Origin of the sequence: Pseudaquabacterium terrae (assembly GCF_013266755.1) — a bacterium.
Classification (GTDB): domain Bacteria; phylum Pseudomonadota; class Gammaproteobacteria; order Burkholderiales; family Burkholderiaceae_C; genus Pseudaquabacterium; species Pseudaquabacterium terrae.
The window spans coordinates 74,397-95,685 of record NZ_JABRWJ010000013.1 but is presented as its reverse complement, the minus strand read 5'-3'; the positions used below and the strand labels follow the sequence as shown (position 1 = coordinate 95,685).

Sequence of the window (21,289 nt, the reverse complement as noted above, 5' to 3'; positions counted from 1 at the left end):
CCTCGTGCGCCGGTGTGCCGCCGTGATCGCGGCCCAGCGTCAACATCGGCCGATCGGCTCGTGGTGTGCGGCGTGCATGCTCTTCAGCCCTCGCAGAGCCGGTTGAACAGGTTCTCCAGCGCCTCCTGGCGTCCGGAGACGGGTGCGGTGTCGGCGTTGGCCGTGAGCGCGCGGTCGGCCAGTTCGGCCAGCGTCACGCGGCCGTTCAGCACCTCCTGCGCCTCGGCCGAGTGCCAACCCGCATAACGAGCGTCCACGGCTTGCGCCAGGCGGCCGTCCTGCACCAGCTTCTCGGCCAGCAGCAGCGCACGGGCGCACAGGTCCATCGCGCCGACGTGGCCGTGGAACAGGTCCTCGGCGTCGAGCGACTGCCGGCGCACCTTGGCGTCGAAGTTCAGGCCGCCCGAGCCGAGGCCGCCGGCCTGCAGGATGTGGTACAGCGCCAGGGCCGTCTCGGGCAGGTTGTTCGGGAACTGGTCGGTGTCCCAGCCGAGCTGCGGATCACCGCGGTTCATGTCGATGCTGCCGAGGATGCCCAGCGCCGAGGCCATCGCGATCTCGTGCTCGAAGCTGTGGCCCGACAGCGTCGCGTGGTTGGCCTCGATGTTGACCTTGACCTCCTTCTCGAGGCCGTAGCGCACCAGGAAGCCGTAGACCGTCGCGACGTCGAAGTCGTACTGGTGCTTGGAAGGTTCGCGCGGCTTGGGCTCGATGAGGATGGCACCCTCAAAGCCGATCTTGTGCTTGTGCTCGACCACCATGCTCAGGAAGCGGCCCATCTGGTCCAGCTCCTGTCCGACGCGCGTGTTCAGCAGCGTCTCGTAGCCTTCGCGGCCGCCCCACAGCACGTAGTTCTCGCCGCCCAGGCGTTTCGTCGCCTCCAGTGCGTCGCGCACCTGGATCGCGGCCTGCGCGAACACCGCGGGGTCCGGGTTCGTCGCCGCGCCGGCCATGTAGCGGCGGTGACTGAACAGGTTCGCCGTGCCCCACAGCAGCTTCACGCCGCTGCGCTGCTGGTGCGCCGCCAGCACGTCGACCATGCGCAGGAAGTTGTCGCGGCTCTCGCGCGGCGTGGTGCCTTCCGGCGCGACGTCACGGTCGTGGAAGGTGTAGTACGGCACGCCGAGCTTGCTGAAGAGCTCGAACGCGGCGTCGGCCTTCACGGCCGCCAGCTCCATCGGCGAGCCGCCCTGGAACCACGGGCGCTCGAAGGTCTGGCCGCCGAAGGGATCGAGCCCGGTCCAGCAGAAGGAGTGCCAGTAGCACACCGCGAAGCGCAGGTGGTCCTCCATGCGCTTGCCGAGGACCACGCGGTCCTTGTCGTAGTGGCGATAGGACAGCGGGTCGTCGCTGCCGGGGCCCCGGAATCGAACCGGATCAATGGCTTGGAAGTAGCTCGTCATGAAAGTGGCGTGATTTGTCGATAAATTCGGCGAAACGATTGAAGCCTTTCCTGCAGCGCTACATGGCGCTCCGGATCGGGACGATGGCTGGCCGCGACGTCAGGTCGCGTGCAGGATGCAAGGCTGCCCAGGCCGCAGGCGATCTGCCCCAAGCGGGCCGCACCGAGTGCCGCGCCGGCCTCGGCGCCGGCATGGACGACGATCTCAACGCCGAGTGCATCGGCGATGAGCTGCGCCCACAGCGGGCTGCGCGAGCCGCCGCCCACCAGCGACAGCCGCTGCACCTGCGTGCCGGTGCTGCGCAGCGCCTGCAGCCCGTCGGCCAGGCCGAAGGCCACGCCCTCGAGCACGGCATAACCGCAGGCCCCACGGCAGGTGTCATGGCGCAGGCCGTGCAGCGTGCCGGTGGCGAACGGGTTGTTGTGCGGGGTGCGCTCGCCGGCCAGGTAGGGCAGGAAAAGCGGTGCGGCGTCGCGCTCGGCGGCCTGCAGCGCGGCCACCTCCCGCAGCAGGTGCGCCTCGTCGGCAGCGCCCGCGAGCAACGTGAACCAGCGCAGGCAGCTGGCGGCCGAGAGCATCACGCTCATCTGGTGCCACAGGCCCGGCACGGCATGGCAGAACGCATGCACGGCCGATGCCGGGTTCGGCAGGAAGCGGTCGTTGACGACGAACAGCACGCCCGAGGTCCCCAGCGAGATGAAGCCGTCGCCTGGCGCCACCGCCCCGACGCCGACGGCACTCGCCGCGTTGTCCCCGGCGCCGCCGGCCACGATCACTTCATCGCCTAGACCCCAGGCCCGTGCGATGTCGGGCCGCAGCACGCCCGAGGGCTCGCTGCCCTCGACGATGCGCGGCATCTGCGCGCGCTGCAGGCCGCAGGCGGCGAGCAGTTCGTCGGACCAGTCGCGCCGGGCGACGTCCAGCCACAGCGTGCCGGCCGCATCGGACGGGTCGCTGACCTTCTCGCCCGTGAGCAGCAGCCGCAGGTAGTCCTTGGGCAGCAGCACCGTGCGCGTGGCGGCGAAGACTGCCGGCTCGTGGCGTCGCACCCACAGCAGCTTCGGCGCGGTGAAGCCGGGCATGGCCAGGTTGCCGGCCACCTGGTGCAGCGACGGCGCGGCGAGGGTCAGCTCGTCGCACTCCGCATGGCTGCGGCCGTCGTTCCACAGGATGGCCGGGCGCAGCACCTCGTCGTGCGCACCCAGCAGCACGGCGCCGTGCATCTGGCCCGACAGACCGATGCCGCGCACGCGGGCGAATGCGGCCGGATGCGCAGCGCGCAGCATGGCCACGGCGGCCTCGGCGGCGCGCCACCAATCGGCCGGGTCCTGCTCCGACCACAGCGGCTGCGGCCGCGACAGCGGCAGCGGCGCGCCGGCCGTGCCGACAATGCCCCCCTGCCCGTCCAGCAGCAGCAGCTTGACTTCGGAAGTGCCGAGGTCGATGCCGAGGAACATGTCGCCGGGCCCCGAACGAAGAGGGCTCGGGTCCGTCATGCCGCCTCCTGCTTCGCGGCCCCGCGCGCAGCCGCATACGCCGGCGCGATCAAGGGCCGCGTGAGACGGTAGCGCGCCAGCGCAGCCGCACCGACGGCCACGGCGTCGGCGCCGAAGCGCGACATGCGCACCGGCGGTGGCGACAAGCTGGCGGCTTCGGCGTAATCGTTCAGCGTGCGCAGCGCCGGCTGCACGAAGGCATCGCCCAACTCGATCGCCGCGCCGCCCAGCACGATGCAGCCGGGGTCGTAGGCCGCGGCCAGGTTCTGCAGCAGCACACCGAGGTAGCTGCCGGCCTTCTTGACCGCGCGCTGGGTCTGGACATCGCCGACGGCCAGCCGCCGCTGCACCTCGGCCAGCGGATCGTCGTCGCCCGAGTCCGGCAACATCGCACGGGCGCCGATCAAGGCCTCGGCGCAGCCGTGACGGCCGCAGGAACATGCGGGCCCGCCGACCTGCAACACGATGTGGCCGACCTCGCCCGCGAAGCCGCGCCGGCCCATCAGCAGCCGGTCGCCGACGATCACGCCCGCGCCGACGCCCTGGTTCACGCTGACGTACAGCAGCGGATCCACCGCCTCGCCGGGGTTGAACTCCATCTCGCCGATCGCCGCGACATCCGCCTCGTTCTGCAGGAACAACGGCACGCCGGCCAGCGCCGAACCGGCGAGCTTCTCCGCCATCAGGTCGCCCACCGGGACGTCGCGCCAGTGCAGGTTGGGCGCGAAGTGCAGGAAGCCGCTGACCTCGTCGACGCCGCCGGGCAGGCCGACGCCGATGCCGATGACGCGCTGCGTTTGCGCGTCGAGCTGCTTGCAAGCCTTCAGCATCGCGCTCCCCAGCACGGCGAGGCAGGCCTTCGCGCCGCGCGCGGCGCCATAGCCCAGGCGCGCCCGGGACAGCACCTCGCCGGTGAGTGCGGTGACCACGACCCGCGCGCCCTCGATGCCCACTTCGGCGCCGACGAGCACGAGCCGTGACGGGTCGACGTACAGCGGCGTCGGGCGCCGGCCGAGCTCGCCGGTAGCAACCACCTCGCGCTCGATCAGCCAACCCTCGTCGATCAGCTCGCGCACCAGCATGCTGACCGTGGACTTGGTCAGCTGCACATCGACCGCCAGGTCGGCCCGCGAGCGCCCGGGGTTGGCGCACAGGTGGCGCACCAGCGCCATCCGGTTGATGCCCTTGAGCAACTGCTGGTGGCCGGCCGCTTCCGATAGATCAACGAGCAAGACGCACGCTCCTGGTCGCCAGTATTCTTGTCATGACGGCATCATAGTTCGCTCGACAAACTAATAAAGACGGGGGAAACACCTACCGACAGTGCAGGTTCCGGGCTTCAATGTTGCGGCCGGGGCCCTGCCGCGGACAGCGCAGGCCCCAAGGCCACGATGCGCCCGCCGCGTCCCGCATTCGTTGCCCCTGTCCCCGTGGATCCCATCGAGTCGTCTGCCATGCAAGCACAACCCCTGCGCAAGATCGTGATCGTCGGCGGCGGCACCGCCGGCTGGATGGCCGCGGCGCCATTGGCCAAGCTCTTTCGCCACGGCGACGGAGGCCACCGTTGCGAAGTGGTGCTGGTCGAGTCGCCGGAGATCGGCACCATCGGTGTCGGCGAGGCCACCTTGCCGCCGATCCGCGCCTACAACGAGACGCTGGGCATCGACGGCGCCGACTTCATCCGTCGGACCCAGGCCACGTTCAAGCTGGGCATCGAGTTCAAGGATTGGGGCCGCCTCGGCAACCGCTTCTTCCACGGCTTCGGCAACTTCGGCCCGCCGATCGCGAACCGCCCGGCGTGGAGCTACTGGCTGCGGCTGCGGCAGGCCGGCGGAATGCCTTCGCACGAGGAATGGTCCACGGCGACGGTGATGGCCCGGCTCAACCGCTTCCGGACGCCGCAGGGCGAACAGCCGTCGCCGTCGAACGCCTACTCCTTCGCCTTCCACTTCGACGCCGGCCTCTACGCCGCCTACCTACGCGACTTCGCGATCGCGCACGGCGCGCAGCGCATCGAGGGCACCATCGTCGACGTCGAGCAGCGGCCCGAGGACGGCTTCGTCGCCGCGGTGCGCCTGCGCGACGGGCGCCGCATCGACGGCGACCTGTTCATCGACTGCTCGGGCTTCCGCGGGCTGCTGATCGATGGGGCCATGAAGAGCCCGTTCGAGGACTGGAGCCGCTGGCTGCCGGTCAACAGCGCGCAGGCGGTGCCGTGCGCCCGGGTCGAGCCGCTGACGCCCTACACCGTCTCGGCCGCGAAGCCCGCGGGCTGGACCTGGCGCATTCCGCTGCAGCACCGCACCGGGAACGGCCATGTCTACTGCAATGCCTATACCTCGGACGAGGAAGCCTCGCGCGTGCTGCTGGCCGGGCTGGACGGCCAGGCGCAGGATGCCCCGCGGCAGCTGCGCTTCACCACCGGCCGGCGGCGCGAAGCCTGGGTGAAGAACGTCGTCGCAGTCGGCCTGTCCTCGGGCTTCCTGGAGCCGCTGGAGTCGACCAGCATCCAGCTGATCGTGGACGGTGTCGGCCGCCTGATCGAGCTGTTGCCGCGCCGGGACTGCCAACCTTCCCTCGCGGCCGAGTTCAACCGCCGCATGGCGCGGCAGTACGAGTCGATCCGCGACTTCATCATCCTGCACTACAAGCTCACGCAGCGCGACGACAGCCCGTTCTGGCGCTATTGCGCGGCGATGCCGATTCCCGAGACGCTGCAGCACCAGATCGAGCTGTACCGAAGCAGCGGCCGCGTGGCGATCCTCGATCCGGACAGCTTCCTCCAGGACTCGTGGATCTCGCTCTACCTCGGCCACGGCTTGATGCCGACGGCGTGTGAACCCGGCGTGGAGCTGCTGGAAGAGCAGGCCCTGCGCGATCACTTCGGCCGCGTGCACGCGGCCATCGCCGGCACGGCCGAGACGATGCCCACGCACGGCGACTTCGTCGCGCGTGTGCTCGCAGCATTGGAGCGCGAGGCGGCGACCGCCTGAAGGCTGACTCGCCCACCCAGCGCATCGTCGGCGTTGCCGGTCATCTCAAGGCGCCGCGGGCTGATCAATCGACGTGGAAGACGCTCCGATCTCTCAAGTGGGGGGCCATCACCGCATGCAGCCGGGACCACGGTCGTGGCCGGCCTGGTCGTGGAGCCTGTAGAGACGCTGGGCATGGCCGCCGAACAGTGCGGCGCGCTGCGAGTCGCCAAGTTCCGGCGCGATGGTCGAGAACAGCAGCTCGCACATGTCGAGCCAGGCGCCGTAGTCGGCGGCCAGGCGCAGCACCGGCCAGTCGCTGCCCCACAGCAGCCGCGCGGCTCCGAACAGCGTCCACAGCGCCTGTACGTAGGGCTGCAGCGCCTGCGCGCTGCGGTGTTCGCCGGCTTCGGTCAGCAGGCCCGACACCTTGCAGTGCACGTTCGGCCGCGCGGCGAGTGGCGCGAGCGCGCGGCGCCACGGCTCGATCTCGCCGCGGGCGATCGGCGGCTTGGCGCCATGGTCGATGACGATCGCGAGCCCGGGGTGGCGCGCGGCGAAGGCATCGAGCGCGCCGAGGTGCCGCGTGAGAACCAGCGCATCGAAGACCAGGCCGTGCGCGCACATCGCGCGCGCCGAGGGGTCGACGGCCGCATCGGCGATCCAGGCGTCGTCGTCCAGGTCCTGCAACATCGGACGCAGGCCCTTGAGCTTCGGGTGCGCGGCGAGCGCCGCGATGCGCTGCGGCGCTTCCGGTGCCTTGAGGTCGACCCAGCCGACGACACCCAGGATGAAATCGTGCCGGTCGGGCAGGCCGAGCAACTGCCGCGTCTCTTGTTCGCTGGGCATCGACTGCACGACCACCGTGCCGTCGATGCCGGCGGCTCGGCGCAGCGGCTCGAAGTCCCCGGGCGTGAAGTCGCGGTGGATCGCCCCCAGCGCTGGCGGGGGCCAGTGACCGGCGCGATCGGCCAGGCGCCAGAAGTGCTGATGGGCGTCGATGCGCGGCGTCCGGCTCATCGGGCGTCCCCAGGACACGGCGCGGCCTCTGCAAGCAGCCCGCGCGCGCGCAGCGCTGTCCACAGCGCGGCCGGAATCGGCTGCTCGAACCATGCGGTGTTCTGCGCGACCTGCCGCGCATCGCGCATGCCGGCGACGCAGGAGGCGACCGCCGGGTGCGCCAGCGGGAACTGCAGCGCCGCCGTCTGCAACGGCACGTCGAACTCGGCGCAGGTGCGGCGCAGGGCGTCGGCGCGCGCCAGCAGCGCCGGCGGCGCCTCGGCATAGTCGAACTTGCCGTTGCCCGCGAGCAGGCCGGAGTTGAACGGGCCGCCGACGATCAGCGCCGTGCCGCGACGCGCGCACTCGTCCAGCAGCGACAGCGCGCCCTGCTCCAGCAAGGTGTAGCGGCCGGCGAGCAGCACGCAGTCGAGTTGCGCCTCCTGCAGGCTGTCGTGCACCACGGCGGCCTCGTTCACGCCCAGGCCGAAAGCGGCGATGCGGCCCTCGCGCCGCAGCGTCTCGAGCGCGCGGAAACCGCCACCGCGCGTCAGGGCCTGCCAGTGCCTGGCGTGCGCGTCGCCGTGGGTCAGGCGGCCGATGTCGTGCACCAGCAGGATGTCGATGCGTGCGAGGCCCAGGCGCTGCAGGCTGTCCTCGAACGAGCGCATCACGGCGTCGTAGCCGTAGTCGAATTGCGGCCGGAACGGCAGCGGCTCGGCCCAGCCGTTGTCCAACGCCGGCACGCCGGCATCGGGCCGCATCAGCCGGCCCACCTTGGTGCTCAGCACGAAGTCCTCGCGCGGCTGTTCGCGCAGGAAGCGCCCGACACGGTGCTCGCTCGCGGTGTAGCCGTAGTACGGCGCGGTGTCGAAGCTGCGCAGGCCAGCGTCCCACGCGGCCTGCAGCACGGCCCGAGCCTCGGCCTCGGATGCAGGCTCGTACAGGCCGGCCAGCGGCGCGCAGCCGAGCCCGAAGCGGGTGAGCTGCAGCCGGCCGCCGGCCACCGCGCGCCGGTCGCTGACCTTCATCGTGAGCGGCACCACCGACGAAGGCGGCCGGCGTTCGCGCCAGCAGGGCGTGCGGTCCGGGCGTGCATCAGTACAGGACGTTCTTCGCTTCAGGCTTGTCGATGTTGCCCTTGCCGACCATCACCGCGCCGGTGTCGACGAACTTCGCGACCTTCTTGCCGGCCATCGCTTCCGCCACCGTCTTCACGCCCAGGTGACCCATCTGGTACGAGCCCTGCACCGCGATGGCTTCCAGCGTGCCGTCCTTGACGAACTTCTGCAGGTCTTCGTTGCCGTCGAAGCCGACGGCAACGACCTTGCCGGCCTTGCCGGACTGCACCAGCGCGCGGCCCATGCCCACGGCGGTCGGCTCGTTGGCGCCGAACAGGCCCTTCAGGTCGGGATTCGAGGCCAGCACGTCGGTCGTCTGGTTCAGCGCGGTCGCCATCTGCGACTGCGAGTAGAACGGCCCGACGATCTGCAGCTTCGAGTGCTTCGCGATGTAGTCGCGAAAGCCCCCGACGCGGCCGAGCTCGGAACCCGCGCCCGCGACGTAGGACATCACGGCGATCTTGCCGGTCGTGCCGACCTTGGCAATCAGCTGCTTCGCGCACAGCTCACCGGCGAGCCGGTTGTCGGTGGCCAGGAAGGACTGGTAGTAGGGCTTGCCGGCGTCCGACACCATCGAATCGATCAGCACCACCGGAATCCGGGCCTCCCAGGCCTTCTTGATCGCCGGCACCAGCGCATCCGGGTCGGAGGGCGCCAGCACGATGCCCGCGACCTTGCGGTTGACCGCGTTCTCGACCATGCTGACCTGGTCCGCGATGGCCGATTCCGACGCCGGACCGGAGAAGGTCATCGTGTGGCCCGTCACCGTCTTGATCGCGGCGTCGGCGCCCTTGTTGACGTTCTGCCAGAACGTGGAATTGGTGGTCTTGACGATCACCGCGATCTCGCCGGCCTGGGCCGCAGCGGACGCGAGGCCGACGACCGCGAGGCCGACGAGGCTGCGCAACGGGGCAAGGATCTGCTTCATTTCGGTCTCCTGGATGTGGGCGGCTGAAACCGCGGCTGCAATCAGGCGGCGCGAGGGCCGCGTCCTTCATCGCCGGTGTCGCCACTGGTCGATCCACACCGTGAGCAGGATGACCAGGCCGATGATGATTTGCTGCGTCAACGCCGAGACGCCGTTCATGTTCAAGCCGTTGCGAAGGATGCCGATCACGAACGAGCCGATCACCGTGCCCGACATCGTGCCCACGCCGCCGATCAGCGAGGTGCCGCCGATGACCGACGCGGCGATCGCGTCGAGCTCGTACATCACGCCCTCGTTGGGCTGCGCGGTCACCAGGCGCGACATCAGCACGCAGCCGGTCAGGCCCGCGAGCGCGCCGGACACGATGTAGGTGAACTGCACGACGCGGCTGGTATTCACGCCCGATAGCCGCGCGGCTTCGGCGTTGGAGCCCACGGCATGGATGTGCCGGCCGAGCCGCGTGCGCGTCAGCACCACGGCCGCCACGATCGCGATCGCGACCATCAGCAGCACTGGGTACGGGATGCCGGGGAACACGACGTCCGGGAAGCCCTGTGCATCGATGCGCTCGACGCGCCAGAGCGAGCCGTTGCCGAGCGCGCCGAAGGATTCCCCCAGCCCCGAGACCGCGCGCGCGCCGGTGATCTGCAGCGCGATGCCGCGCGCCACCAGCATCATGCCCAGCGTCGCGATGAAGGGCGGCAGCTTCGCCCGCGTGACGAGCAGGCCGTTGGCCGCGCCGCACACCGCGCCGGCCAGCACGCCCAGCGCCATGGCCAGCGGCACCGGCACGCCGGCCTTGGCCGCCATCGCGGCCAGCACGCCTGCCAGCGCCAGCACCGAGCCCACCGACAGATCGATGCCGCCGGCGATGATGACGTAGGTGGCGCCGACGCCGAGCAGGGCGATCGAGGTGACCTGCAGCGACACCGTCATCGCATTGCCGACGCTGAAGAAGGCCTCGCTCGTCAGCGAGAACGCGATCACCAGCAGCAGCAGGCCGGCGAGCGCGCCGAACTTCTGGATCCAGTCCTGGCGGCGGTCGTTCATGGCGCCACCGCCGCCAGTGCGGACAGGTCCTCGTGCGAGGACTGCGCTGCGCGGACCCTGTCGAGGCCCGAGGCGTGAAGCAGGATGTCTTCCTGGGAGGTGCGGCGCGTCGGCAGCACCGCGGCGATGCGCCCGGCGTGGAACACCGCCACGCGGTCGGTCAGGCCGAGGATCTCGGGCAGCTCGGAGCTGATGAGGATGACGCCAATGCCCTCGGCGGCCAGCCGGTCCATCAGCTCGTAGATCGCGACCTTGGCGCCGACGTCGATGCCACGCGTCGGCTCGTCGAAGATGATCACGCGCGCCTGGCGGAACAGCCACTTGGCGATGACCACCTTCTGCTGGTTACCGCCGGACAGCAGGCGCGCCCGCTGCTGCGGCCCGGGGGTGCGGATGCCGAGCGCCTCGATGTAGTCGCGCGCGGTCTGCTGCTCGGCGCCGAAGCGGATGAAGCCGCCTGGGCCGCACACGGCCGCCAGGTTGGCCAGCGTGATGTTCTCGCCCACGCTCATCTCCAGCGCCAGGCCGTGGGCCTTCCGGTCCTCGCAGACGTAGGCGATGCCGTGGCCGATGGCGTCGATCGGCGAGTGAATGACCAGGTCCTGCCCGTGCAGGCGGATGCGGCCGCCGTCCTTGGGGTCGGCGCCGAAGATCGCGCGCGCGACCTCGGTGCGGCCGGCGCCCATCAGGCCCGCGAAGCCGAGGATCTCGCCGCGGCGCAGCTCGAAGCTCACCGGACCGAAGGCGGGGCGGCGCTGCAGCGCGTGCACCTCGAGCAGCACCTCGCTGCGCGGCACGCTGCGCCGGGGCGGGAACTTCTCGTCGAGCGCGCGACCGACCATCTGCGCGACGATCGCATCCACCGTCGTGTCGGCGAAGGCGCCGGTGGCGACCTGCCGGCCGTCGCGCAGCACCGTCACGCGGTCGACGATCTGCGCCATCTCGTCGAGCCGGTGCGAGATGTAGACGATGCCCACGCCGCCGCGGCGCAGCTCGCGCATCACCTCGAACAGCTGTCGCGTCTCGGCCTCGGTGAGCGAGGACGTCGGCTCGTCCATGATCAGCACGTCGGCGTCCATCGACAGCGCCTTGGCGATCTCCACCATCTGCTGCTGCGCCACCGGCAGCGTGTGGACGAGCGCTTCGGGCGATATCGCGGCGCCCAGCCGGTCGAGGCAGCGCTGCGCATCGGCGCGCTGGCGCCGGCGGTCGATGAACCAGCCGCGCCGCGGCTCTCTCGCCAGGTAGATGTTCTCCGCCACCGTGAGGTGCGGGATCAGGTTCAGCTCCTGGTGGATCATCACCACCCCGCGTGCCGCGGCAGCCCGGGTGGAGGCGAAGCGCACCGGCTGGCCGCGGCAGTGGATGCTGCCGGCATCGGGCTGGTAGACCCCGCTCATGATCTTCATCAGCGTGGACTTGCCAGCGCCGTTCTCGCCGCAAACGGCATGCACCTCGCCGGCGCGCACCTCCAGGTCCACGCCCTCGAGCGCGCAGACGCCGCCGAAGGCCTTTCGAATGCCGGACAGCCGCAACAGGGCCGGCGCGGCCGCGCGATCAGGCAAGGGCGAGCTGGCGGTCACGGACGACAAGGGCAAGGGATGGTGCGGCGGGCGGGAACGGTCGCCCCGTCGATCTGGATGCCCGGCATACTAATTCGATCGATGCCCGAACCAATCAGGTGGAAACACCTACCGACAAGCCGGTCCGGCGACGGCACTCTTCAGCCTGTCTTTCCTTGCCCCTTCCTCTTCCCATGCAACGCAGTACACGGCATGGTCCCTCGGCGGCGCCGCCACAGGCGGACGCCGACCGGCCCCAACCACCGGCGGACACCGCCACCGCGGCGCAGCTGCAGTTCCTGCCGCGCGCGGCGGGCCGGCGGCTGCTGGCTTTTCCATGCAACCCGAGCGGCCAGGTCGAGATCGACCTGCTCAGCGCCCAGGCGCGCAACGACTACCTCTTCGCCCGTGCGCTGCGCGGGCGCGACTACGCGTTCCCGATCGTCGTGCAGGTCGCTGCCTGACGCATCTGCCGATCCCTTGCCTCCCGACCTCATGACAACGTCATTGCCCTCGTTTCCCCTTCCCTTGTTGCGGCCGCTGGCCTCCGCGGTGCTGATGCTCGGCCTCGGCGCCGCCACGGCGGCGGAACCGCCCGCGCGCCAGGTGGCGCTGGACCGCATCCGCGCCACGGCGCCGGTCGACCGCTTCTTCGACCTGTCGGTCGGCGCCGACTATCCCGGCACCACGCGCCGCCCCGAGAACCTCGCGCAGCTGAAGACCGCGGTGGACGAGCTCGGTTTCCGCTACGTGCGCTTCCACGACATCTTCCATGACGAGCTGGGCACCGTGCGCCAGGTCGACGGCAAGCTGGTGTTCGACTTCCGCGCCATCGACCAGCTCTACGACGCGCTGCTCGCCCGCGGCATCAAGCCCTTCGTCGAGCTGGGCTTCACGCCGGACGCGATGAAGACCTCGAAGCAGACGATCTTCTACTGGAAGGGCAACACCTCGCATCCGCAGCCCGGCCCCTGGGTCGAGCTGATTGACGCCTTCGTGCGCCACCTGATCCAGCGCTACGGCGCCGACGAGGTGCGGCGCTGGCCGTTCGAGGTGTGGAACGAGCCCAACCTGGACGGCTTCTGGGAGAAGGCGGACCAGAAGGCCTATTTCGAGTTGTACGCGGCCACCGCGCGCGCGATCAAGAAGATCGACCCCGCGCTGCGCGTGGGCGGTCCGTCGACCGCGGGCGCAGCCTGGGTGCCCGAGCTGCTGGCGTACTGCAAGGCGAACGGCGTACCGGTGGACTTCGTCACCACCCATACCTACGGTGTCGACGAGGGCTTCCTCGACGAGTACGGCAAGTCGGACCGCAAGCTTTCGCCCAACCCCGAGTCCATCATCGGCGACATCAAGCGCAACCGGCGCGAGATCGAAGCCTCGGCCTTCCCCGGGCTGCCGCTGTACATCACCGAGTGGAGCACCAGCTACAACCCGCGCGACAAGGTGCACGACAGCTACGTCAGCGCGTCGTGGATCCTTACCAAGCTGCGCGGCACGCGCGGCCATGCGCAGGCGATGAGCTACTGGACCTACAGCGACCTGTTCGAGGAGCCGGGGCCGCCCGACGCGCCCTTCCACGGCGGCTTCGGGCTGATGACGCGGGACGGCGTGCGCAAGCCGGCGTGGTTCGCGTACAAGTACCTCAACGCGATGCGCGGGCTGGAGATCCCGAGCGACGACCCCGCCGTGCTGGCCGCGGCCGACGGCAGGAAGACCGCCGTGCTGGTGTGGGACGCGCAGCAGCGCGAGCAGCCCACCAGCAACGGCGTTTACTTCGGCAAGCCGCTGCCGGCCGTGGACGCGCCGCCGGTGCAGCTGAATCTGAAGCACCTGGCGCCGGGCAGCTACCGGCTGCAGGTGCGCCGCACCGGCTACCAGGCCAACGACGCGCACACCGCCTACCTCGAGATGGGTTCGCCCAAGCAGCTGAGCGCCGAGCAGCTGCGCACGCTGCAGGGCCTGACGACCGACAAGCCCGAACTCGACAAGGTGGTCAAGGTGGGCGCCAAGGGCGAGCTGCCGTGGAAGCTGCGCATGCGCAGCAACGACGTGGTGCTGGTGACGCTCGAGCCTGCGAAGTGACCCTGGCGCCGCGGACCCGCCGAGGAGGTGCCGTGACGGGATGGCTGCGATGGCTGCGACGGCTGCTCTCGGCGGCGCTGCTCGGTGCTGCCCTGCCCTCGGCCTTCGCGGCGGAACCGCCGGGCCGTCCCGCGCCGGCCTCCGCCAAGCGGCTGCTGCTGGTCACCACGACGATGGGCTGGCGCCACAGCTCGATCGAGACGGCCGAGCGGGTGATCGCGCAGCTCGGCGCCGCCGCCGGCTCGTTCACCGTCGAACTGGCAGCCGCGACCCCGCCGCCCGAGCCGCGCGCCGACGCCACGGCAGCGCAGCATGCGCAACACGCTAACGAGCGCGTCGCCTACGCCGACCGCGTGCGCGTCGTGCTGGCAGACAAGCTCGCTGCCGCGTCGCTGTCGCGCTACGACGTGGTCGCGTTCGTCAACACCACCGGCGAGCTGCCGCTGCCCGACCCCGAGGCATTGATCGCGTGGGTGAGGGCCGGCGGCGCCTTCGTCGGCGTGCACAGCGCCAGCGACACGCTGCACGGCTTCCGGCCCTACATCGACATGCTGGGCGGCGAGTTCCATCACCACCGCGATCAGGTGCACATCGAAGCCGTCAACCTCGCGCCCGAGCACCCCGCCACGCGCCACTTCGGCGCGCGCTGGAACCTCGGCGGCCTGCTGGAGGAGATCTATCTGCTGCAGAACCACCGGCGCGAAACCGTGCAGCCACTGCTGGCGCTGGACCGGCACCCGCACAGCGGCGAGCCCGGTTACCACGGCCTGTCGTGGTGCAAGCCGTTCGGCCGCGGCCGCGTCTTCTACACGGCACTGGGCCACAACGAATCGGTGTGGGAGCTGCCCGCCTTCCAGCAGCACCTGGCCGGCGGCATCGCGTGGGTCTTGCGTTAACAGGCCCTAGGCATCGAGCCGCATGCACGGCGCCACGCCCTCGGGCAGCCGGCCGGCGATGATCATGCCAAGCACCGCTTCCTCGTCCACGTCCTTCGTGCGATAGGTGCCGATGGTGCAGCCGTTCTTCATCACGCACAGGCGGTCGCTGAGCGCGAAGACGTCGGGCATGTCGTGCGAGATCAGCAGGATGCCCACGTCCTGGGCCTGCAGCGTGCGCACGAGGTCGTGCACCATGCGCGTCTCCTCCGGTCCGAGCGCGGCGCAGGGCTCGTCCATGATCAGCACGCGGGCGTTGAAGTACAGCGCCCGCGAGATCGCCACCACCTGCCGCTGCCCGCCGGACAGCGCGCGCACCGGCACGCGGATATTCTGGAAGTTCGGGTTGAGCTTCCTGAACACCGCCCGCGCAGCGGCCTCCATCGCGTAGTCGTCCAGCGTGCCCCAGCGCGTGCGGAGCTCGCGGCCGAGGAAGAGGTTGGTCACCGCGTCGAGGTTGTCGGCCAGCGCCAGCGTCTGGTAGATGGTCTCGATGCCCAGCGCCTGCGCCTGCACCGGCGTGCGGATGTGCACCGGCCGGCCGTCGACGCGGATTTCGCCCGCGTCATGGCCATAGGCGCCGGCCAGGATCTTCATCAGCGTGGACTTGCCGGCGCCGTTGTGGCCCAGCAGCGCCAGCACCTCGCCGGGGTGCACGGCCAGGCTCGCGCCCTGCACCGCCTGCACCCCGCCGAAGGCCTTGTCGATGCCGCGCATCGATACCAAGGGAACGCTCATGCGACACGCTCCCCGGTCGCGCGCCGGAACAGCACGTCGAAGACGACGGCCACGATCAGCACCTGGCCGACGATCACCATGCGCCAACCGATGTCCACGTCCAGCAGCAGCAGCCCGCCCTCGAGGAACTGGATGATCAGCGCGCCCAGTACCGTGCCCAGCACCGTGCCGCTGCCGCCCGACAGCGCGACGCCCCCGATCACCGCCGCGGCGATGACGTAGAGCTCCTGGTTCGTGCCCAGCGAATTGGTGCCGGCGTTCAGCCGCGCCACCGCGACGATTGCCGCGACGGTGACCAGCACCGCCAGCAGCATGAAGAGTTGCAGCATCACCCGGCGCACCGGAATGCCCACCAGCAGCGCCGCTTCCGGGTTGCCGCCGATGGCATACACATAACGCCCGAAGCGCGTGCGGTTGACGAGGAACGAGACCGCGCCGACGACCACCGCCCAGATCAGCACCGGCACCGGGATGCCCTGCCCCTGCGGCTTGTCGCCGATGCGGTAGGCGCCCATGGCGAGGGCGAAGCCGAGGGCTGCGGCGCAGAAGAGGCCGTTGGCGATGACGTCGAACCAGAGCGGCCGCGGCAGCACGCCATGCGCCCGCTGCTGGTGCCGCCGCTGCGCCGTCCGCGCGACGAGCCACAGCGACAGCAGCCCCGCGAGCACCAGGCTGGGCAGCGGCCCGATCGCGCCGTCGAGCCCGCCGCCGAGCATCAGGAACCACGGGTCTGTGATCGGCTGCGTCTTGCCGGAAGCGACGAGGAAGGCTGCGCCGCGCAGCGACATCAAGCCGCCGAGCGTCACCACGAACGAGGCCACGCCCAGCCCCGCCACCAGCCAGCCCTGGTACACGCCGACCAGCAGTGCCACCGCCAGCCCGGCCAGGCAGGCGGGCACCGGATGCCAGCCCTTGGTGTACATCAGGAAGGCGATCAGCACGCCCACCAGCCCCAGCGCCGAGCCCACCGACAGGTCGATGTGCCGCGCGACGATCACCAGCGCCATCGCCGCGGCCATGATGCCGACCACCGCCGTCTGCTGCGCGATGTTGTAGAGGTTCTCCGGCGTCAGGAACTGCCCCGTCAGCGCGTGAAATGCCAGACCCAGCACGCCCAGCACCGCGGCCATGATGGCCAGCCGGAGGTCGAGCGCGCTGAGCTGCAATCGGCTCAGCATCACTTGCAGGCGGCCGGCGGATCCGCCGCATTGACGCCCTTGCACAGCTCGGCCTTGCCGATGTGCCCGGCCTTGATGACGACGTCGAGGTTGGCGCGCGTGATCGGCACAGCCTTCAGGAACATCGCGTCCATCGTCAGCTTCTTCTCGCCGCCGGACCACTTGGTGGCGCCGGCCACCGGCTTGGCCGCGGCCATCTGCAGCGCCGCCTTGGCGGCTTCGCGGCCGAGGTCGCGCGCGTCCTTCCACACCGACACCGTCTGCGTGCCCAGCGCGACGCGGTTCAGCGCGGCACGGTCGCCGTCCTGGCCCGACACCGCCACGCCCTTCAGGCCGCGCGCGGACAGCGCCGCGATCACGCCGCCGGCGGTGCCGTCGTTGCTCGCGACCACGGCATCCACCTTGCCGCCGGCGCGCGTCAGGATCTGCTCCATGTTGCGCTGCGCCACCTCGGGCTTCCAGCCTTCGGTGTACTCCTCGCCGACGATCTTCACGTCGCCCTTCTTGATCGCCGCCTCCAGCACCTCCTGCTGGCCGGCGCGCAGGAAGTCGGCGTTGGGGTCGGTCGGCGAGCCCTTGATCATGACGTACTGGCCCTTGGGCTTCACGGCGAACACGCCGCGCGCCTGCATGCGGCCCACCTCCTGGTTGTCGAAGGTGATGTAGAAGACGCCGGGCGCCTCGATCAGGCGGTCGTAGGCGATGACCGGGATGTTGCGCGCCTTGGCCTTGGCGATGGCCGGCTGGATGGCGTCCTTGTCCATCGCCAGCACGATCAGCACCTTCGCGCCCTTGGCGATCAGGCTGTCGATGTCGCCCAGCTGCTTCTCCGGCGAGCCGCCGGCATCGGCGCTGGCGTAGGTGGCGCCGGCCTTGGCCAGCTCGTCCTTGATGGCCTTCTCGTCGGTCTTCCAGCGCTCTTCCTGGAAGTTGGACCAGCTGACGCCGACGGTCTGGGCCTGGGCGCCGAGGGCCAGGCCGGCGAGCGCGGCGGCCAGCAAGTAGCGGGTGGTGGTCTTCATGGTCGTTCTCCTGCTTGGGGTTGAAGGGGCGCGCCCGGTGCGCAGCGTGAGCCGGGCATCGCCGCCGGTCAAGGGCGCGCCGCGCCGATCACTTCACGAACCGGGCGAGCAGGCGGATGTACGCCGACTGGTAGCCGTTGGAGTTCTCGCTGATCGGCCACGACTGCAGCGGCCAGCCGTCGTTGAAGTCGAGGTAGGACTTCTGTGGCGGCTGCCCGTACGGCGGCGCCGGACGGCTCGATCCGCACTTGGGCGAGATGCCGGGGCAGCGACTGTCCCAGTCCCACTGCCCGTGGTTCGGGCCGCCCACCAGGATGCCGGGCGCGGGACCGTAGGTGGAGGTCTCCGCGCTGTCCCACAACGCGCTGCCGTCGGCGAACCAGCTGTGGAAGATCTGGTTCACCGAGCGCTCGGCGCCGAAGCTCGTCATGTTGGTCAGATACACCTTGCCGAACGGGTTCACGCCGTGCAAGTAGTGCAGGTAGCCGGCCGCCGCAGCGGCCACCTCGTCGGCTGAATGGCGGCTGATGCCGTAGTAGCTCTCCTCGGCGAACAGCGTGCCGGCGTTGGCCTTGGTGCTGTTGCTGCCCCAGGGGTAGCCCTCGATGTAGGCGCGGTACGGGTCCTTCTGCGAATCGACGGCGCCCCAGCCGCCGTAGTCGGAGCGGCCCCACATGTCGAGGAAGCGGGTGCGGATGTTGCCGGCCACGCTGGCGGTGGCGCCGGACAACGAGGCGTAGTAGAGCAGCGCGCGCGCGCTGCCCGCGTTGTAGGCCGACACGTACCACTGCGCGAACATCGGCTCGCTGGTGTAGTTGGCATCGACATGGTTGCGGTAGGCGGCATCGCCGGTGGCCGCGTACAGCTGGATGGCCGCGTACAGCTTCATCCGCGCCCGACCCGCGTCGTCCGTCTCCTGCTGGCCCGCGCCCAGGCCGGCAGTGCCGCGCGACGCGTCGTTGTTGTAGAAGACGACGCCGGGATTGGCCGACGCCCAGTTCCACGCGCGGATGGCACGCGCCTGCAGGTCCGCGGCGTAGGTCTTCATCGCCGTGCTGTTCAGACTGCCGAAGACCTTGGCGCCGTGCGCAAAGGCTGCCGCCGCGGCCAGCGTGGCCGACGTGCTCGCATCGCCGTAATAACTCGGATCGGTGGCGGCCGACGGCGGGCTGGCGCCGGCCAGGCCGACGATCGACAGCAGCGAGCCGTCGGCGTTCTGCATGCGCACCAGCCAGTCCATGCCCCACTTCGCCTCGTCCAGCAGGTCCGGGATGCCGTTGTACGACTCGGGCAGGTTGAAGTCGTCGGTCCACACCGTCGGGTTCTGGACGTAGGCATCGAGCAGGTCGTCGACATAGCCGGCCGCCCAGCTCGTGTACTTGTTGAGGTCGCCCGCGTCGTACCAGCCGCCGCGCAGGTCGCGCGCCGTGGCGGCATTGTTCTTGTCGAGGAAGCGCCGCGCCTGCGTGTCCTGTCCAGGCTTCAGATGACTGGCCCCGTCGGCCCAGCCGACGCCGGCTTGTGCCGCGTTCTTGGCCTGGCCCGCACGCTGGTAGAAGAAGGTCCGCACCGCCTGCACCAGCACGTTGCGGTAGACGTTGTCGCCGATCTCGAAGCGCGCGGAGCGCTGGTTGCGGTCGACGTCGACGATCTCGTAGGTCCCCGGCGTGGTGACCTGGCTGAAGTCGAAGGTCCAGGCCTGGTCGCCCGACGACTCGTCGATCTGCCGGTTCTTCCACTCCTGGGGCCACCAGTCGTACACGACCGCGCCGGTGGCCGAGTTCACGACCTGCAGGCGGCCCGGCCAGTAGAACTCGCTGCTGTCGTAGCCCACCCGCGGCCAGCGCAGCACCGCCACCTTCTTCATGGTCGGCAGGTAGCCGAACTGATCGACCATGATGTACTTGCCGGCGTTGGCCGCCAGGGCCGGCCAGACGGTGAAGGTGTACGCCTGGACCGTCCGGGCGCCACAGCTGTTGGTGTAGGTGGCCGTGGCCGTGCAGCTCGCGGTGAGCTTGAGGGTCTGCTCGCGCGACGAGCCCGAGGCACCGCAGCCGCTCCACGACCAGCTGCCGCTGACCGGCTGCGGCCCGAGAACGACGGTGGAACCGGTGTTCAGCGACGCCGAGGCCTTCACGGCCCAGCTGTTGGTGCCATTGAGGTTGAGGTAGGGGGTGACGGCGCTGGGCTGGCACGTTTGCGCTCCCGCAGGTGCGCCCAGTGCCGCCAGCGAAAGCAGCACGCACGACATGTACTTCATCGTTGTCTCCGTTGGAAAGCGCCGGTCACTCCGGCATGGGGATGTCGTTGACGATCGGCGTTATCCGACCACGTGCTGCAGCGTGCGGTGATGCGCGGGCAGGCGCTCCACCATCGCGGCGATGCCGTGGCGCCGCGACTGCAGCGCGCGCACGGCCCGCTCGTACGGAACCTCGGCGTACACCGGGTCGTCGCGCTCGGGCCAGTGGTCCATGCCGGCCAGCACGGCGAGCCAGCTGGTGGCGTCGAAGCCTTCCTCGTCGGCCTGGTGCAGCATGCCGTGCCGGCGCCAGGCGTCCAGCTTGAACGCCAGCGTCTCGGGCAGCTCCATGCTCGCGACGTGGCGCCACAGCGCGCTGTCGCGCCGGCGCGTGAGGCAGTAGTGCAGGACGATGAAGTCGCGGATGCGCGCGAAGCGCCGCGCCACGCCTTCGTTGAAGTCCTCGCGGTCTGCATCGACCAGCGGCCGCCCGCCGGTCAGCAGCGTCATCAGCCGGCCGATGCCGTCCTGGATCAGGTAGATGCTGGTGGACTCCAGCGGCTCCAGGAAGCCGGACGACAGGCCGACCGCCACCACGTTGTGCACCCAGAAGCGGCGCCGGTGGCCGGTGGTGAAGCGCAGCAGCCGCGGCTCGGCCACGGGCGGGCCGTCCAGTTGCGCCAGCAGTTGCTCGCGCGCGCGCTCGGCGTCGATGAAGCGGCTGCTGAAGACGTGGCCGTGGCCGGTGCGGCTTTGCAGCGGGATGCGCCAGGCCCAGCCGCCTTCGAGCGCTGTCGCGCGGGTGTACGGCGTCAGCGCCTCGCCGCTGCGCTCGCAGGGGCAGGCCCAGGCGCTGTCGACCGGCAGCCAATGGCTGAAGTCGACGAAGGGTTCGTCGAGCGTGCGGCCCAGCAGCAGCGAGCCGAAGCCCGAGCAGTCGATGAACAGGTCCCCCTCGATGCGCCGGCCATCGGCCAGCACCAGCGCAGCGACGCCGCCATCGGCGCGGCGCACCACGTCGACGATGCGGCCCGTGGTGTGGCGTGCGCCGCGCTCGATCGCGAGCTTGCGCAGGAAGGCCGCGTACTGCACCGCATCGAAGTGGTAGGCGTACTTGAACTGCGGGTCCTTCTCGTCCGGCAGCGCGAAGCGGCCGTTCATCGCCATCACCGTCGGCACGCATTGCAGGCCGAGCGGCTCGGTGAGGCCGACGCGCCGGTGCTGCCCCCACAGCGTCTGCGAGCCGGACAGGTTGCCGAAGTGGCCGAAGGTGTGGAAGTAGTCGCGCCCGCGTGCGAGCCAGTCGCAGAACTGGATGCCGAGCTTGTAGGTGCCGTTGGTGGCGCGCAGGAACTCGCGCTCGTCGATGCCGACGAGGCGGTTGTACTCGCGGATCGACGGGAACGTGGCCTCGCCGACGCCGATGATGCCGATCTCCTCGGACTCCACCACCTCCACCGAGCTGCGCCCACGCAAGCCGGTGGCGATGGCGGTGGCGGTCATCCAGCCGGCGCTGCCGCCGCCGAGGACGACGATGCGATCGAAGCGCGGGGCCACGGTC

Annotated in this window: 17 protein-coding genes; 4 read left to right on the top strand and 13 right to left on the bottom strand. The window is 70.3% G+C overall.

Annotated features, from left to right (window positions below; genetic code table 11):
* Positions 1 to 83: 83 nt before the first annotated feature.
* Genes xylA through HLB44_RS32360 form a run of 3 tightly spaced genes read right to left on the bottom strand, consistent with a single transcriptional unit; the run spans position 84 to position 4,131 of the window.
* Positions 84 to 1,403: a xylose isomerase gene (gene xylA, locus HLB44_RS32370; protein ID WP_173133408.1), complete on the bottom strand. Its 1,320-nt coding sequence runs from the start codon at positions 1,401 to 1,403 to the stop codon at positions 84 to 86.
* A complete protein-coding gene (gene xylB / locus HLB44_RS32365; protein WP_173133555.1) occupies positions 1,400 to 2,860 on the bottom strand; it encodes a xylulokinase in 1,461 nt (486 codons plus the stop codon). Before xylB ends, xylA begins: the two co-directional genes overlap by 4 nt.
* Positions 2,861 to 2,895: 35 nt before the next feature.
* On the bottom strand, positions 2,896 to 4,131 hold the full coding sequence (locus HLB44_RS32360) for an ROK family transcriptional regulator (RefSeq protein ID WP_173133405.1): 1,236 nt from the start codon (positions 4,129 to 4,131) through the stop codon (positions 2,896 to 2,898).
* A 222-nt stretch (positions 4,132 to 4,353) separates the two neighbouring features.
* Between HLB44_RS32360 and HLB44_RS32355 the strand changes: the two genes are divergently transcribed.
* Positions 4,354 to 5,892 carry a tryptophan halogenase family protein gene (locus HLB44_RS32355; protein WP_173133402.1) on the top strand — a complete coding sequence of 513 codons (1,539 nt, stop codon included), beginning with the start codon at positions 4,354 to 4,356 and terminating at the stop codon, positions 5,890 to 5,892.
* A 108-nt stretch (positions 5,893 to 6,000) separates the two neighbouring features.
* Here the strand turns inward: HLB44_RS32355 and HLB44_RS32350 are convergent, their stop codons facing one another.
* The 5 genes from HLB44_RS32350 to HLB44_RS32330 all read right to left on the bottom strand — a co-directional run bounded on the left by HLB44_RS32350 (position 6,001) and on the right by HLB44_RS32330 (position 11,552).
* A complete protein-coding gene (locus HLB44_RS32350; protein WP_173133399.1) occupies positions 6,001 to 6,891 on the bottom strand; it encodes an amidohydrolase family protein in 891 nt (296 codons plus the stop codon).
* Positions 6,888 to 7,901: an aldo/keto reductase gene (locus tag HLB44_RS32345; RefSeq protein WP_173133395.1), complete on the bottom strand. Its 1,014-nt coding sequence runs from the start codon at positions 7,899 to 7,901 to the stop codon at positions 6,888 to 6,890. The genes HLB44_RS32350 and HLB44_RS32345 overlap by 4 nt, the downstream gene beginning before the upstream one ends.
* 67 nt (positions 7,902 to 7,968) lie before the next feature.
* Positions 7,969 to 8,919 carry an ABC transporter substrate-binding protein gene (locus HLB44_RS32340; RefSeq protein ID WP_173133392.1) on the bottom strand — a complete coding sequence of 317 codons (951 nt, stop codon included), beginning with the start codon at positions 8,917 to 8,919 and terminating at the stop codon, positions 7,969 to 7,971.
* Positions 8,920 to 8,985: 66 nt separating this feature from the next.
* Positions 8,986 to 9,969 (bottom strand): ABC transporter permease, encoded by a 984-nt coding sequence (locus HLB44_RS32335; protein ID WP_173133389.1) that lies wholly within the window; start codon positions 9,967 to 9,969, stop codon positions 8,986 to 8,988.
* Complete coding sequence (locus HLB44_RS32330) at positions 9,966 to 11,552, bottom strand: ATP-binding cassette domain-containing protein (protein ID WP_173133552.1); 1,587 nt, start codon at positions 11,550 to 11,552, stop codon at positions 9,966 to 9,968. Before HLB44_RS32330 ends, HLB44_RS32335 begins: the two co-directional genes overlap by 4 nt.
* A gap of 173 nt (positions 11,553 to 11,725) precedes the next feature.
* Between HLB44_RS32330 and HLB44_RS32325 the strand changes: the two genes are divergently transcribed.
* Genes HLB44_RS32325 through HLB44_RS32315 form a run of 3 tightly spaced genes read left to right on the top strand, consistent with a single transcriptional unit; the run spans position 11,726 to position 14,512 of the window.
* Entirely contained in the window at positions 11,726 to 11,995 is a 270-nt protein-coding gene (locus HLB44_RS32325) for a hypothetical protein (RefSeq protein WP_173133386.1), read from the top strand.
* A 31-nt stretch (positions 11,996 to 12,026) separates the two neighbouring features.
* Complete coding sequence (locus HLB44_RS32320; RefSeq protein WP_217283895.1) at positions 12,027 to 13,616, top strand: GH39 family glycosyl hydrolase; 1,590 nt, start codon at positions 12,027 to 12,029, stop codon at positions 13,614 to 13,616.
* A gap of 32 nt (positions 13,617 to 13,648) precedes the next feature.
* Positions 13,649 to 14,512 carry a ThuA domain-containing protein gene (locus HLB44_RS32315; protein WP_173133383.1) on the top strand — a complete coding sequence of 288 codons (864 nt, stop codon included), beginning with the start codon at positions 13,649 to 13,651 and terminating at the stop codon, positions 14,510 to 14,512.
* A 6-nt stretch (positions 14,513 to 14,518) separates the two neighbouring features.
* On the opposite strand, the gene HLB44_RS32310 is transcribed toward HLB44_RS32315, so the two are convergent.
* From HLB44_RS32310 to HLB44_RS32290, 5 genes are all read right to left on the bottom strand, one after another.
* The gene (locus HLB44_RS32310) at positions 14,519 to 15,289 is read right to left on the bottom strand and encodes an ATP-binding cassette domain-containing protein (RefSeq protein ID WP_173133380.1); all 771 of its coding nucleotides are present in this window, start codon (positions 15,287 to 15,289) and stop codon (positions 14,519 to 14,521) included.
* A complete protein-coding gene (locus tag HLB44_RS32305) occupies positions 15,286 to 16,467 on the bottom strand; it encodes a sugar ABC transporter permease (RefSeq protein WP_173133377.1) in 1,182 nt (393 codons plus the stop codon). Before HLB44_RS32305 ends, HLB44_RS32310 begins: the two co-directional genes overlap by 4 nt.
* Positions 16,467 to 17,489: a D-xylose ABC transporter substrate-binding protein gene (gene xylF / locus HLB44_RS32300; RefSeq protein ID WP_173133374.1), complete on the bottom strand. Its 1,023-nt coding sequence runs from the start codon at positions 17,487 to 17,489 to the stop codon at positions 16,467 to 16,469. Before xylF ends, HLB44_RS32305 begins: the two co-directional genes overlap by 1 nt.
* Before the next feature lie 88 nt (positions 17,490 to 17,577).
* Entirely contained in the window at positions 17,578 to 19,749 is a 2,172-nt protein-coding gene (locus HLB44_RS32295; RefSeq protein ID WP_173133372.1) for a glycoside hydrolase family 9 protein, read from the bottom strand.
* Positions 19,750 to 19,809: 60 nt separating this feature from the next.
* Entirely contained in the window at positions 19,810 to 21,285 is a 1,476-nt protein-coding gene (locus HLB44_RS32290) for a tryptophan 7-halogenase (protein ID WP_173133370.1), read from the bottom strand.
* Positions 21,286 to 21,289 lie beyond the last annotated feature (4 nt).